The organism is Enterobacter cloacae complex sp. P2B (genome assembly GCF_014895985.1).
Taxonomy (GTDB): Bacteria; Pseudomonadota; Gammaproteobacteria; order Enterobacterales; family Enterobacteriaceae; genus Enterobacter; species Enterobacter bugandensis.
In genome coordinates, this window is the sequence record NZ_JADBQQ010000014.1 from 1 (window position 1) to 12,319 (window position 12,319).

Sequence of the window (12,319 nt, forward strand, 5' to 3'; positions counted from 1 at the left end):
CGCCATGATCAAACTCTTCAATTTAAGTTTGATGCTCGTGAATTAAACTTCGTAATGAATTACGTATGTTCACTCAGAGACTTGGTATTCATTTTTCGTCCGAGGACGTTAAGAATCCATGTCACTTTGAGTGCCCACACAGATTGTCTGATAAATTGTTAAAGAGCAGTTGCAACGCGGCTTTCAGCTCACCGTTGCGAGGTGGCGTATATTACGCTTTCCTCTTTCAGAGTCAACCCGTTATTTCAGGATTTTTTCTCTTCAACCGACCGGGTTAACTGTGAAGTGATTCACATCCGCCGTGTCGATGGAGGCGCATTATAGGGATCCCAATTTTTAGCACAAGTGTTTTTTAGATCTTTTTTTTCGACTGCTGATTTTCCGCGCTTTTCGCTGAAATCCCGCCCGATCTGCTTAAATATTGACGCATTTTGCCTTGCCTCGATCCAATAATATGATCAAGTCTTCCGTATAGCGCTCATCCTTAGAGGTAGTTATGTCTGCAGTGTTACGCCCTTATAAAGATCTGTTCCCCCAAAAAGGCGATCGCGTGATGATCGATGCCACCAGCGTGGTCATTGGTGATGTCCGAATGGCCGATGACGTCAGTATCTGGCCGCTCGTCGCCATCAGGGGAGATGTAAATTATGTGTCGATCGGTGCCCGTACCAATATTCAGGACGGTAGCGTTCTGCATGTTACGCACAAATCCTCTTATAACCCGGAGGGCAATCCCCTCATCATTGGAGAAGATGTTACCGTCGGACATAAAGTGATGCTTCACGGCTGCACTATCGGTAATCGGGTGCTTGTTGGCATGGGATCGATTTTGCTGGATGGCGTGATAGTAGAAGAAGACGTAATGATTGGGGCCGGTAGCCTGGTTCCGCAGAACAAACGTCTGGAAAGTGGTTATCTCTATCTGGGAAGCCCGGTAAAACAGATCCGCCCCCTGAAGGAGGCAGAGATCGAAGGATTAAAATACTCGGCGAACAACTACGTAAAATGGAAGAATGACTATTTGGATCAGGATAACCAAACCCACCCCTGATCGTCTTCCTGCTGCTCGCGGATTAAATCGCTGGCTTCCTCTTCCAGATCCCAGCGATTTTCGCAAAAAACGGCTATCGGGTCTGTGCCGCCAAAACGATGTAACAGCGCTTCTCCATGGATGGCACAGGTAAGCTGCATACCATGCACCAGCACCGGAAAACAGACCGCCTGCTTATGCTCATCCCAGCTCTCTCTGTCCGGGAAATGAATAGCCTGATTCACGCCGAAAGCTCCTGCTTTAGCTTTTCAATGACCGGCTCGACTGCAGGCAACACCCCGTGCCAGAGCAGTACCGCATGCGCAGCCTGCCCCACCAGCATTCCCAGCCCATCGGCTAACTGTTTCGCACCGTGTTGTTCGCACCAGTTCAGGAAGGGCGTATTCCCTTTCTGATAAAACATGTCATAGAAATACATGTGCGCGCTGACCAGCGAAGCGGGGATCGCCGGGATCTCGCCACTGATGCCGCTGGATGTGGCATTAATGACAAGATCGAACTCACGTTCGGCAAGATCGTCAAGCGCTACCGCACTTACGCTGCTGGTATGCGCAAACAACGCCGCCAGCGCTTCTGCCCGGGAAAAAGTTCGGTTGGTAATGGTCACCGCACAGTCCAGGGAAAGCAGAGGCAACAGTACTCCCCGCGATGCCCCACCCGCACCAATCAGCAGGACCCGGAACCCAGGTTTAATAAACGACAGTCGTTCCAGATCGCTCAGCAAACCTATTCCGTCAGTGTTGTCGCCCAGAAGACGTCCGTCCTCAAGCCGTTTTAGGGTATTTACTGCACCAGCAAGAGAAGCGCGCTCGGTCAGTTCATCAGCACGTTCGAAAGCTTCCTCTTTAAAAGGAACCGTCACATTCGCACCTTTGCCACCTGCGGCGAAAAAAGCCTCAAGCGTTGGAATAAATGCATCTACCGGTGCCAGTACGCGGCCATAGGGATGATTTATCTGCAGTTGCTCCGCAAATTGCTGATGGATCAGCGGTGACTTGCTGTGTGCAATCGGATTACCAAAAACAGCATAGGTTTCCATGAGATTACCCCTGGCGAAAACGTTCGCCGGTCAAAGCGTCGCGAATTTCAGACGGATTCAGGCGCCCTCCCGTCTCTCCAACAGCAACCGGGAAGTCATTTCCGAACTGTGCCAACACTTCTTCAGTTGTACGACAAGGTGGCAATCCGGTCAGGTTGGCGCTGGTTGAGACCAGCGGTTTACCAAATGCCAGGCAAAGCTCAACCACCAGAGGATGATCGGTGACGCGAACGGCGAGGGAATCAAAGCGTCCGGTCAGCCAGCGCGGTGTTGTCGGCTGTGCCGGGAAAACAAAGGTCACCGGTCCTGGCCATGCGGAGAAAATAGTCTCGCGCTGCGCCGGTGTCAGCATAGAGTCATCAATGTAGGGCTTAAGCTGCTCGTAATTCGCAGCTATCAAAATCAACCCTTTCTCTACGGGTCTTTGTTTTAAGGCAAGCAGGCGGCTCACAGCCGTCTCGCTGTCAGGGTCGCAACCGACTCCAAAAACAGCTTCAGTTGGATAGGCGATGACTTTTTCATTTTTCAGCACGTCCACAGCATGCGCAATGGAGCCTGATGGCAGGTTATTATTCACTATTTTGATCCGCCGTTACCGGCTTTCCACATTGTTTGCTGGCGCAGAAGCGTTTCATACCTTGCGCCGTTTTCTTCTCGATAAGTAGCGGATAGTTGCAATGAGTGCAGACGCCCGCTACCGGTTTGAAATTGATAACGAACTGGCATTCAGGGTAGCGATCGCAGGAATGGAAGGTCTTACCATAGCGGGAACGGCGCTGTACCAGCTGACCGCGCTGACACTGAGGACACGCAATAGCCGTTTCATCAGGCTTATCAATTTGTTCCGTATGCTCACATTCCGGATAACGGCTACAGCCAATAAACATACCGAAACGGCCCTGACGTAGCGCTAGTTCACCACCACAAAGAGGACATAGCTGTCCTTCCAGAATTTTGACGATATGTCCATCCGCCTGGCTTTTCAGAGGACGGACATAATCACATTCCGGATAGTGTGAACAACCGAGAAACGGGCCGTGTTTCCCGGACCGAATAACAAGTTCAGCCCCGCACTGCGGGCAGGGCTCGTTTTTATGCACCGTGAATAGTGCTGATTTGGCCATAACAACTCTTGGTGCTACACATAGAATTAATGCAGCATACCTTCATTCACTTCAAAGAGTAATTCTTCCATTTGCTGATAGGCATTTTCACAGCCCGGGATATTAAACAGAACCATCAGAATCACCCATTTCAGATCTTCCAGTTCAAATTCTGCCGTATCCAGCGCCATGACACGCTCTATCACCATTTCTCTCGTTTCGAGGTTCAGCACCTGAATCTGCTCAAGGAATAAGATGAATCCCCGGCAGCTGGCGTCCAGCCTTTCACACTCTTCTGCGGTATAAATGCGTACTGACAACGGGTCAGAAGCAAGCTGCATCGGTTCGGCGAGGCCTTCCTGATAATCAGCCAGTTTTTCCAGCCACATCAACGCATTATAGATATCTTCCCGCTCAAACCCCGCATCGGTAAGATCCTGTGTCAATTTGTCCTGATCCACTCGCATTTCTGCTTCGTTATGGATGTAAGTCTCAAACAAATACATCAGTACGTCGAACATGGCATGCCCTCCTTAATCGGACATAGCCGCCGGGTACAGCTGCGATCCACCCTGCTAACTCCAGTTCGAGTAGCTGTGCTACCGTTACTGGCACAGGTTGGCCGGCACGTTCAGCGACAACGTCAACAGGTGTTACCTCATCTCCTACGTTAGCCAGGAGCTTGGGAAATGGCAATGCCACCTTTCCCTGATCTGATGAATAATGTCGCTTTTCGGGATCTTCCTGCAGACATTGCAAGCCATATTGCAAATTTTCAAGAATGTCCCGCGCTTCTGTTACCGGCGTCGCACCCTGTTTTATCAGCCAGTGTGGTCCTTCACACCCCGGGTTACCAATCGGGCCGGGTAAGGCGAAAACCTCCCTCCCCTGATCGAGCGCGCATCGTGCAGTGACCAGCGAGCCGCTTCGCACTGCCGCTTCAACGACCAATACACCCTGGCTAAGCCCGCTGATAATTCGATTACGACGCGGAAAGTTTGCCGGCCGGGGCTGCGCCGAAAGAGGGAACTCAGACACTATCGCCCCGTCAGCTTCGACAAGCCGCATAGCCAGCGCCTGATGCCGACGGGGATAAATGCTAAACAGGCCGTTCCCCAGTACGGCCACGCTACGCCCTTTTACAGACAGCGCGGCGTTGTGAGCAACACCGTCTATACCGCAGGCCAGTCCGCTGGTGATTGTGAAACCACTTTGCGAAAGTTGTTCGCACAGAATTTTCCCCCATCGTTCTCCATACCATGACGGCGCACGGCTACCCACGACCGCCAGCTGGGTAGCATTAAGCGTTTCAGGGTTACCTTTTACGAATAAAGCACCGGGATAATCAGGAATTGCTCGAAGTAAAGGAGGATAAAGTGGATGGGTTGCCGTCAATAAATGATTTCCCGGCTGCTCAAGCCACACCAGACTACGCTCCAGCTCGCCCTCATCTGGGGCAAAGAACCGTTCAGCCTGTTTTGCTGACAGCCCGGCGTCTCTGACAGCGGAAGCATCGATATTTTTTTGCTTGTGTAGCCGTGCAGCCGCTTCCAGCATTCCATCGCCACATAATGAACCTGTGTGTATTAGCCGTAGCCATATCTCGATAGACGTCATCCTTTCCCCCTGCCATAAGCGGCCTGCGCAATCATTGCGATTGGTCACTGATGCTGTCAATCGACCCGGGATTTGTCTAGAATAGAAGTAATATTCTTATCAACTCCTGAACACGACTCTGGAAATTTATGGCAGTTTTGCAAGTGTTACATATTCCGGACGAGCGCCTTCGCATCGTCGCTGAACCGGTTAAAGAAGTGAATGCAGAAATCCAGCGTATCGTTGATGATATGTTCGATACCATGTACGCCGAAGAAGGCATTGGCCTGGCGGCGACGCAGGTAGACATTCACAAACGTATTATCGTGATCGACGTTTCTGAAAATCGCGATGAGCGTCTGGTGCTGATCAACCCTGAATTGCTTGAGAAGAGCGGTGAAACGGGCATTGAGGAAGGTTGTCTTTCTATTCCGGAACAGCGCGCTTTGGTGCCACGTGCCGAAAAAGTGAAAATTCGCGCTTTGGATCGTGACGGTAATCCGTTCGAACTGGAAGCAGATGACCTGCTGGCAATTTGCATTCAGCATGAGATGGATCATCTGGTCGGTAAGCTGTTTATCGATTACCTCTCGCCGTTGAAACAGCAGCGTATTCGTCAAAAAGTAGAGAAACTGGATCGTTTGCGCTCTCGCGCATAACGTCCCCCCGGATACAAGGATCATCGTGTCTAAAACACTACGTATTATCTTCGCGGGAACCCCTGATTTTGCAGCGCGTCATCTTGACGCGCTGTTATCTTCTGGTCACCAGGTTGTCGGCGTCTTTACCCAGCCGGACCGTCCGGCTGGTCGCGGTAAAAAACTGATGCCGAGCCCGGTAAAGGTGCTGGCAGAAGAGCATGGGCTTCCTGTTTTCCAGCCCGCATCCTTACGCCCTCAGGAAAATCAGCAGCTGGTTGCTGACCTGAACGCCGACGTAATGGTCGTGGTGGCTTACGGTTTAATTCTGCCAAAAGCGGTGCTTGATATGCCTCGTCTGGGTTGTATCAACGTGCACGGCTCCTTGCTCCCGCGCTGGCGTGGTGCGGCACCTATCCAGCGCTCCCTGTGGGCGGGGGATGCTGAAACCGGCGTCACAATCATGAAGATGGACGTAGGTTTAGACACTGGCGACATGCTGCATAAACTGGCGTGCCCTATTACTGCAGACGATACCAGCGCTACGCTGTATGACAAACTTGCAAGCCTTGGTCCGCAAGGGCTTATCGAGACGCTGCAGCAGCTTGCTGACAATACGGCGAAACCGGAAGTTCAGGATGAGGCGCTGGTGACGTATGCTGAAAAACTGAGTAAAGAAGAAGCCCGGCTCGACTGGTCCTTGTCTGCCGCTCAACTTGAACGCTGCATCCGCGCTTTTAATCCGTGGCCGATGAGCTGGATGGAGATTGATGAGCAGCCAGTGAAAGTCTGGAAAGCGTCAGTCATTAATGGCAATACGGCTGCTGAACCCGGCACGATTATCGACGCCAGCAAGAACGGTATCCAGGTTGCGACAGCAGAAGGGATCCTGAATCTTGAATCGCTGCAACCGGCCGGTAAGAAAGCCATGAGCGCTCAGGATCTATTAAATTCCCGTCGCGAATGGTTTATACCTGGTAATCGTCTTGCCTAATCCAATATATGCTTAAAGCCCGGTGTTTCCGGGCATTTTTATTTTTATAGTTATGAAAAAACAAAATCTACGCAGTATGGCGGCCAAAGCCGTTGAGCAGGTTATCGAGCAGGGCCAGTCATTGAGTAACATCCTGCCTCCCCTGCAACAAAAGGTATCTGATAAAGACAAAGCTCTGCTCCAGGAACTCTGCTTTGGCGTCCTGCGCACCCTTTCTCAGCTTGAGTGGCTCATTAATAAGCTGATGTCGCGCCCAATGACAGGCAAACAGCGCACCGTACATTATTTGATCATGGTGGGGTTTTATCAGCTTCTTCATACCCGCATTCCACCTCACGCCGCGCTGGCTGAAACGGTGGAAGGTGCCGTTGCGATTAAACGCCCTCAGTTGAAAGGGCTGATCAACGGCGTACTGCGTCAGTTCCAGCGTCAGCAGGATGAGCTACTGGCTGAATTTGCACAAAGCGAAACACGTTTTCTGCACCCAGACTGGCTGCTGAATCGCCTTAAAAAAGCGTATCCGCAGCAGTGGCAAAACATTGCCGAAGCGAATAATCAACGCCCACCGATGTGGTTACGCGTCAACCGTAATCACCACACCCGTGACGCATGGCTGGCATTACTGGAAGAAACCGGAATGAGTGGATTCACGCATGCAGCCTATCCGGACGCCGTGCGTTTAGCCTCCCCTGCACCGGTACATGCTTTACCTGGTTTTGATGAAGGCTGGGTGACCGTACAGGATGCCTCGGCTCAGGGTTGCATGACCTGGCTTGAACCAGCAAACGGGGAACAGCTCCTCGATCTTTGCGCCGCGCCTGGCGGAAAAACAACGCACATTCTTGAAGTGGCTCCGCAGGCCAGCGTAATGGCCGTGGATGTCGATGAGCAGCGCCTGTCACGCGTCTACGACAACCTCAAGCGTCTGGGCATGAAGGCTCAGGTTAAGCAGGGCGACGGACGCAAGCCCGCAGAATGGTGTGGTGAAACCCAGTTTGACCGCATTTTGCTGGATGCGCCCTGCTCTGCAACAGGCGTGATTCGTCGCCATCCGGATATCAAGTGGCTGCGCCGCGATCGCGATATCAAGGAACTTGCCCAACTGCAATCGGACATACTTGACGCAATCTGGCCACATCTTAAACCCGGCGGCACGCTGGTTTATGCAACCTGCTCCGTATTGCCAGAAGAAAACAGCCAGCAAATCGCGGCCTTCCTTAAACGTACCCCGGACGCAACGCTGCGCGATACGGGAACACCTGAATGCCCGGGCCAGCAAAACCTGCCGGGCGCGGAAGAAGGCGATGGCTTCTTTTACGCTAAGCTAATCAAAGAGTGATGTTGAGAACAGGTCACGAGATATGAAAATTATCATTCTGGGCGCAGGACAAGTGGGCGGAACGCTGGCGGAAAACCTGGTTGGCGAAAACAACGACATCACAATCGTTGATACCAACGGGGATCGTCTGCGCGTTTTACAGGACAAATTTGACCTTCGCGTTGTGCAGGGCCATGGCTCACACCCGCGCGTGCTACGCGAGGCGGGCGCCGACGATGCAGACATGCTCGTTGCGGTGACCAGTTCTGACGAAACCAATATGGTGGCCTGTCAGGTGGCCTACTCGCTTTTCAACACCCCTAACCGAATCGCGCGCATCCGTTCTCCGGACTATGTCCGCGATGCTGAGAAGCTCTTTAATTCAGAAGCGGTTCCTATTGACCATCTCATCGCGCCAGAACAGCTGGTTATCGACAATATCTATCGTCTGATCGAATATCCAGGCGCACTGCAGGTGGTGAACTTTGCCGAAGGTAAGGTCAGTCTTGCCGTCGTTAAGGCCTATTACGGCGGCCCGTTGATCGGCAATGCGCTTTCCACAATGCGTGAGCACATGCCGCATATCGATACGCGCGTCGCCGCCATTTTCCGCCACGACAGACCTATTCGCCCTCAAGGCTCCACGATTGTCGAAGCGGGGGATGAGGTCTTCTTCATTGCGGCCTCTCAGCATATTCGTGCGGTGATGAGTGAGTTGCAGCGTCTCGAAAAGCCTTATAAACGCATTATGCTAGTCGGCGGTGGCAATATCGGCGCGGGCCTGGCGCGAAGGCTGGAAAAAGACTACAGCGTGAAATTGATCGAGCGCGATCAACAGCGTGCTTCTGAGCTGGCGGAAAAACTGCAAAATACGATCGTATTTTATGGCGACGCGTCGGATCAGGAATTATTGGCTGAAGAGCATATTGATCAAGTTGATCTCTTTATTGCCGTCACCAACGATGACGAAGCGAATATTATGTCCGCCATGCTCGCCAAACGTATGGGAGCAAAGAAGGTCATGGTGCTTATCCAGCGCAAGGCGTATGTCGACCTGGTTCAGGGCAGCGTTATTGATATTGCCATTTCACCGCAGCAGGCGACCATTTCCGCTCTGCTGAGCCATGTACGTAAAGCGGACATTGTCGGCGTTTCATCTCTGCGTCGCGGGGTGGCAGAAGCCATTGAAGCGGTAGCTCATGGAGATGAAACCACGTCACGCGTTGTGGGACGCGCCATCGACGAAATTAAGCTGCCGCCGGGCACTATTATCGGCGCCGTAGTGCGCGGGAATGACGTTATGATCGCCAATGATAATTTGCGTATTGAGCAAGGCGACCACGTAATTATGTTCCTTACCGATAAAAAATTTATTACCGACGTCGAACGTTTATTCCAGCCAAGTCCATTCTTCCTTTAAAACGTCGGGGCTCTCAATAGAGCCCCCGTACTTTACCCTCTTTATTTCTGTGCCTTTTATTTTCATAACGTTTAATTATCCCGCATGGCAATTGGCTAATCATTTGTTAAACTTATAGTCGTCAGCTGGCACAAGGAGAACATAATGAGTTTTATTAAAGAATTTCGCGAATTTGCGATGCGCGGGAACGTGGTTGATTTGGCAGTGGGTGTCATTATTGGTGCGGCATTCGGCAAGATTGTTTCATCATTAGTTGCGGACATCATCATGCCACCTTTAGGGCTGCTAATCGGGGGCATTGATTTCAAACAGTTCGCGTTCACACTGCGTGAAGCCCAGGGTGATATCCCGGCAGTTGTAATGCACTACGGCGTGTTTATCCAGAACGTATTTGATTTCGTGATTGTGGCGTTTGCTATCTTTATGGCTATCAAGCTGATTAACCGGCTCAACCGTAAAAAAGAAGAGCCTGCAGCAGCGCCTGCACCAACGAAAGAAGAAGTGTTACTGAGTGAAATTCGCGATCTGTTAAAAGAGCAGAATAACCGCGTTTAATCAGCAGTTAAAAACAGGAAGGCCAGTGGTAAATAAGCGATTCGCTTGCTTGCCACTGGCCTCCCAGTTACCCCGTTTTGCATGTTTGTCTTTACGCAGATAACTCCCCTTCCCTTTTTTATTCTTTTCAACGCGCTGTCGAAAAAGCGGGTCGTGAAGTAAAGCCTCGATGGCATTATCTTTAATTTGTCCCTTCGTGTGCTGATAGCGGCTCATAATTTCTCCTGAGCATGGTTTATGACGACGGAAGTCTAGACCCGAGTAGATTAAAAATCAACATCCCCGAGTTTCTCCACTGGCTCCCTGTTCAAGGGCTTCCAGAATTGAACAATAAATACTGCTATGAGCCGTTCCGCAGCAGGCATCATTCAACCTTTGCAAAGAGCGCTGCATGGTTTGCAGTTCCAGAATACGGGCTTCAACTTCATCAAGCCGGGCTTGTACGATGCTTTTGGATTCCTGACAAGTGTGATGCTCAGGATCGATGCGGATCGATAATAACTCGCGGATCGAATCAAGCGTGAAGCCAAGCTGTCGGGCGTAGCGTATGAATCTCAGACGCTGCAGATCGTTATCGGTATAAAGCCGAAAGCCGCCTTCCGTGCGTACCTCATGATCGATCATCTGCTGCTTTTCGTAGTATCGGATAGTGTCCGGCGTTACGTTCGCGAGCTTTGCAAGTTCACCGATACGGTACATCGCTACTCCTCGTTTATCTTCTTCATCACTATTTCACCGTATTCCCCATGCAGGAATTCCGTGCTCATTCCTGCCTGGCGCAGCTTGAGCTCTATCAGGGCAAGCCTGCGGCTAAGTTCTTTATGTCGAGGATCGTCCTGACGGATCCCTTTTAGCAGATCGACAAGTTCAACAGCCTCTCTACGCTGCTCAAGCTCGGGCGGGAGGCAGCCAGCATTTTTTAGCAAACGGTATCCAGCCCGGAGTTCAGGCGCAATATGCGAATCATCTTCCAGTTCGAGAGGTTCGCCGCTCCCGGGAAGATTGTCGAAATCGCCTTTATTTTGGGCATCGCGAATATGGCGTTCTGCCCACTGGTCAAGCAACCACATCATCAGCTCCAGGGGATGAACAAAATTGATACAGGTATTGTAGAGAAGTGGGGATAATGCGGATATAAAAAAACCCGCCGAGGCGGGTTTTTTTACGTTACTGCAGATTACTCTGCAGCAGCTTCTGCTTTCTCTGAACGATCAACCAGCTCGATGTAAGCCATCGGCGCGTTGTCGCCTGCACGGAAACCACACTTCAGAATGCGAGTGTAACCACCGGCACGGCTCGCGAAACGCGGGCCCAGTTCGTTAAACAGTTTTGCCACGATCTCGTTATCACGAGTACGGGCGAATGCCAGACGACGATTAGCAACGCTGTCAGTCTTGGCAAGAGTAATCAGCGGCTCAACTACGCGACGCAGCTCTTTCGCTTTAGGCAGGGTCGTCTTGATGATCTCATGACGAACCAGTGAACCTGCCATGTTGCGGAACATAGCCTGGCGATGGCTGCTGTTGCGGTTCAGTTGACGACCACTCTTACGATGGCGCATGACCTTATCCTTCTCAGTAAAACCTTAACCTGTGATCCGGTTACTCGTCAGCAATGCTTGCCGGTGGCCAGTTTTCCAGGCGCATGCCCAGAGACAGACCACGTGAAGCCAGCACGTCTTTAATCTCGGTAAGAGATTTTTTACCCAGGTTCGGCGTTTTCAGCAACTCAACCTCGGTACGCTGTACCAGATCACCGATATAGTGGATAGCTTCTGCCTTGAGGCAGTTAGCAGAGCGGACAGTCAATTCGAGATCGTCAACAGGGCGCAGCAGGATCGGATCGAATTCTGGTTTCTCTTCTTTCACTTCTGGCTGACGTACATCACGTAAGTCAACGAAAGCTTCCAGTTGTTCTGCCAGGATGGTTGCCGCACGACGAATCGCCTCTTCAGGATCGATTGTGCCGTTGGTTTCCATTTCGATGACCAGCTTGTCCAGGTCGGTACGCTGTTCTACACGCGCTGCTTCAACATTGTAGGCAATACGCTCTACAGGGCTGTAGCATGCGTCGACCAGCAGACGGCCGATTGGGCGCTCATCTTCTTCCGAATGAATTCGGGCAGAAGCCGGCACATAACCACGACCGCGCTGAACTTTGATACGCATGCTAATAGCTGCGTTCTCATCGGTCAGGTGGCAGATCACGTGCTGCGGCTTGACGATTTCAACATCACCGTCGTGGGTGATGTCGGCTGCAGTCACAGGGCCAATGCCAGATTTATTCAGAGTAAGAATAACTTCATCTTTACCCTGAACTCTCACCGCCAGCCCTTTCAGGTTGAGCAGGATTTCAAGGATATCTTCCTGAACGCCTTCTTTGGTGCTGTACTCATGAAGTACACCATCAATCTCAACCTCGGTCACCGCGCAACCCGGCATCGATGAGAGCAGAATACGGCGCAGTGCGTTACCCAGAGTATGGCCAAAGCCACGCTCTAAAGGCTCAAGGGTCACCTTGGCGTGCGTCGAACTCACTTGCTCGATATCTACCAGGCGCGGTTTTAGAAACTCTGTCACAGAACCCTGCATTGTGTCCTCTCTTT

17 protein-coding genes are annotated in these 12,319 nt (G+C 51.5%); 6 read left to right on the top strand and 11 right to left on the bottom strand.

What is annotated here, in order from left to right; translation table 11 throughout:
* Nucleotides 1-496 precede the first annotated feature (496 nt).
* Nucleotides 497-1,051 (top strand): gamma carbonic anhydrase family protein, encoded by a 555-nt coding sequence (locus tag IM313_RS13635; RefSeq protein ID WP_049138489.1) that lies wholly within the window; start codon nucleotides 497-499, stop codon nucleotides 1,049-1,051.
* Here IM313_RS13635 and IM313_RS13640 read toward each other — a convergent pair.
* The 6 genes from IM313_RS13640 to dprA are packed head-to-tail and all read right to left on the bottom strand — an operon-like array spanning nucleotide 1,027 to nucleotide 4,810.
* A complete protein-coding gene (locus IM313_RS13640; protein ID WP_192972122.1) occupies nucleotides 1,027-1,275 on the bottom strand; it encodes a DUF1488 domain-containing protein in 249 nt (82 codons plus the stop codon). The two genes, IM313_RS13635 and IM313_RS13640, sit on opposite strands and share 25 nt — an antisense overlap.
* Nucleotides 1,272-2,090 (bottom strand): shikimate dehydrogenase, encoded by an 819-nt coding sequence (gene aroE, locus IM313_RS13645; protein ID WP_192972123.1) that lies wholly within the window; start codon nucleotides 2,088-2,090, stop codon nucleotides 1,272-1,274. Before aroE ends, IM313_RS13640 begins: the two co-directional genes overlap by 4 nt.
* A 4-nt stretch (nucleotides 2,091-2,094) precedes the next feature.
* On the bottom strand, nucleotides 2,095-2,667 hold the full coding sequence (tsaC, locus tag IM313_RS13650) for an L-threonylcarbamoyladenylate synthase type 1 TsaC (RefSeq protein WP_045630331.1): 573 nt from the start codon (nucleotides 2,665-2,667) through the stop codon (nucleotides 2,095-2,097).
* On the bottom strand, nucleotides 2,660-3,214 hold the full coding sequence (locus tag IM313_RS13655) for a type I DNA topoisomerase (protein ID WP_045630330.1): 555 nt from the start codon (nucleotides 3,212-3,214) through the stop codon (nucleotides 2,660-2,662). Before IM313_RS13655 ends, tsaC begins: the two co-directional genes overlap by 8 nt.
* A 26-nt stretch (nucleotides 3,215-3,240) precedes the next feature.
* Complete coding sequence (gene smg, locus IM313_RS13660) at nucleotides 3,241-3,714, bottom strand: DUF494 family protein Smg (protein WP_008503477.1); 474 nt, start codon at nucleotides 3,712-3,714, stop codon at nucleotides 3,241-3,243.
* Nucleotides 3,686-4,810, bottom strand: a complete 1,125-nt coding sequence (gene dprA / locus IM313_RS13665; RefSeq protein WP_192972124.1) for a DNA-protecting protein DprA — start codon at nucleotides 4,808-4,810, stop codon at nucleotides 3,686-3,688. Before dprA ends, smg begins: the two co-directional genes overlap by 29 nt.
* Before the next feature lie 128 nt (nucleotides 4,811-4,938).
* Here dprA and def point away from each other — a divergent pair, with 128 nt between their 5' ends.
* The 5 genes from def to mscL all read left to right on the top strand — a co-directional run bounded on the left by def (nucleotide 4,939) and on the right by mscL (nucleotide 9,714).
* The gene (gene def, locus IM313_RS13670) at nucleotides 4,939-5,448 is read left to right on the top strand and encodes a peptide deformylase (RefSeq protein WP_006812188.1); all 510 of its coding nucleotides are present in this window, start codon (nucleotides 4,939-4,941) and stop codon (nucleotides 5,446-5,448) included.
* A 25-nt stretch (nucleotides 5,449-5,473) separates the two neighbouring features.
* Nucleotides 5,474-6,421 carry a methionyl-tRNA formyltransferase gene (gene fmt, locus IM313_RS13675; RefSeq protein WP_192972125.1) on the top strand — a complete coding sequence of 316 codons (948 nt, stop codon included), beginning with the start codon at nucleotides 5,474-5,476 and terminating at the stop codon, nucleotides 6,419-6,421.
* A 52-nt stretch (nucleotides 6,422-6,473) separates the two neighbouring features.
* A complete protein-coding gene (gene rsmB, locus IM313_RS13680; RefSeq protein WP_049000147.1) occupies nucleotides 6,474-7,760 on the top strand; it encodes a 16S rRNA (cytosine(967)-C(5))-methyltransferase RsmB in 1,287 nt (428 codons plus the stop codon).
* 22 nt (nucleotides 7,761-7,782) lie between these two features.
* Nucleotides 7,783-9,159 (top strand): Trk system potassium transporter TrkA, encoded by a 1,377-nt coding sequence (gene trkA / locus IM313_RS13685; RefSeq protein WP_014885463.1) that lies wholly within the window; start codon nucleotides 7,783-7,785, stop codon nucleotides 9,157-9,159.
* A 144-nt stretch (nucleotides 9,160-9,303) separates the two neighbouring features.
* Nucleotides 9,304-9,714, top strand: coding sequence for a large-conductance mechanosensitive channel protein MscL (mscL, locus tag IM313_RS13690; protein ID WP_028014631.1), 411 nt, complete (start codon nucleotides 9,304-9,306; stop codon nucleotides 9,712-9,714).
* On the opposite strand, the gene IM313_RS13695 is transcribed toward mscL, so the two are convergent.
* From IM313_RS13695 to rpoA, 5 genes are all read right to left on the bottom strand, one after another.
* Entirely contained in the window at nucleotides 9,715-9,930 is a 216-nt protein-coding gene (locus tag IM313_RS13695) for an alternative ribosome-rescue factor A (RefSeq protein WP_045630326.1), read from the bottom strand. It abuts the gene before it with no gap.
* Between the two features lie 57 nt (nucleotides 9,931-9,987).
* Complete coding sequence (gene zntR, locus IM313_RS13700) at nucleotides 9,988-10,413, bottom strand: Zn(2+)-responsive transcriptional regulator (protein WP_028014633.1); 426 nt, start codon at nucleotides 10,411-10,413, stop codon at nucleotides 9,988-9,990.
* A gap of 2 nt (nucleotides 10,414-10,415) precedes the next feature.
* A complete protein-coding gene (locus IM313_RS13705) occupies nucleotides 10,416-10,784 on the bottom strand; it encodes a DUF1992 domain-containing protein (protein WP_192972126.1) in 369 nt (122 codons plus the stop codon).
* A gap of 107 nt (nucleotides 10,785-10,891) precedes the next feature.
* Nucleotides 10,892-11,275 (bottom strand): 50S ribosomal protein L17, encoded by a 384-nt coding sequence (gene rplQ / locus IM313_RS13710; RefSeq protein ID WP_001216368.1) that lies wholly within the window; start codon nucleotides 11,273-11,275, stop codon nucleotides 10,892-10,894.
* 40 nt (nucleotides 11,276-11,315) lie between these two features.
* On the bottom strand, nucleotides 11,316-12,305 hold the full coding sequence (gene rpoA, locus IM313_RS13715) for a DNA-directed RNA polymerase subunit alpha (RefSeq protein WP_002919219.1): 990 nt from the start codon (nucleotides 12,303-12,305) through the stop codon (nucleotides 11,316-11,318).
* Nucleotides 12,306-12,319 lie beyond the last annotated feature (14 nt).

Excerpts from the sequence above, each read along its gene's own strand:
- IM313_RS13635 (WP_049138489.1), top strand. The coding sequence starts at position 497 with ATGTCTGCAGTGTTACGCCCTTATAAAGATCTGTTCCCCCAAAAAGGC.
- aroE (WP_192972123.1), bottom strand. The coding sequence starts at position 2,090 with ATGGAAACCTATGCTGTTTTTGGTAATCCGATTGCACACAGCAAGTCA.
- IM313_RS13655 (WP_045630330.1), bottom strand. The coding sequence starts at position 3,214 with ATGGCCAAATCAGCACTATTCACGGTGCATAAAAACGAGCCCTGCCCG.
- smg (WP_008503477.1), bottom strand. The coding sequence starts at position 3,714 with ATGTTCGACGTACTGATGTATTTGTTTGAGACTTACATCCATAACGAA.
- dprA (WP_192972124.1), bottom strand. The coding sequence starts at position 4,810 with ATGACGTCTATCGAGATATGGCTACGGCTAATACACACAGGTTCATTA.
- def (WP_006812188.1), top strand. The coding sequence starts at position 4,939 with ATGGCAGTTTTGCAAGTGTTACATATTCCGGACGAGCGCCTTCGCATC.
- rsmB (WP_049000147.1), top strand. The coding sequence starts at position 6,474 with ATGAAAAAACAAAATCTACGCAGTATGGCGGCCAAAGCCGTTGAGCAG.
- trkA (WP_014885463.1), top strand. The coding sequence starts at position 7,783 with ATGAAAATTATCATTCTGGGCGCAGGACAAGTGGGCGGAACGCTGGCG.
- mscL (WP_028014631.1), top strand. The coding sequence starts at position 9,304 with ATGAGTTTTATTAAAGAATTTCGCGAATTTGCGATGCGCGGGAACGTG.
- IM313_RS13695 (WP_045630326.1), bottom strand. The coding sequence starts at position 9,930 with ATGAGCCGCTATCAGCACACGAAGGGACAAATTAAAGATAATGCCATC.
- zntR (WP_028014633.1), bottom strand. The coding sequence starts at position 10,413 with ATGTACCGTATCGGTGAACTTGCAAAGCTCGCGAACGTAACGCCGGAC.
- IM313_RS13705 (WP_192972126.1), bottom strand. The coding sequence starts at position 10,784 with ATGTGGTTGCTTGACCAGTGGGCAGAACGCCATATTCGCGATGCCCAA.
- rplQ (WP_001216368.1), bottom strand. The coding sequence starts at position 11,275 with ATGCGCCATCGTAAGAGTGGTCGTCAACTGAACCGCAACAGCAGCCAT.
- rpoA (WP_002919219.1), bottom strand. The coding sequence starts at position 12,305 with ATGCAGGGTTCTGTGACAGAGTTTCTAAAACCGCGCCTGGTAGATATC.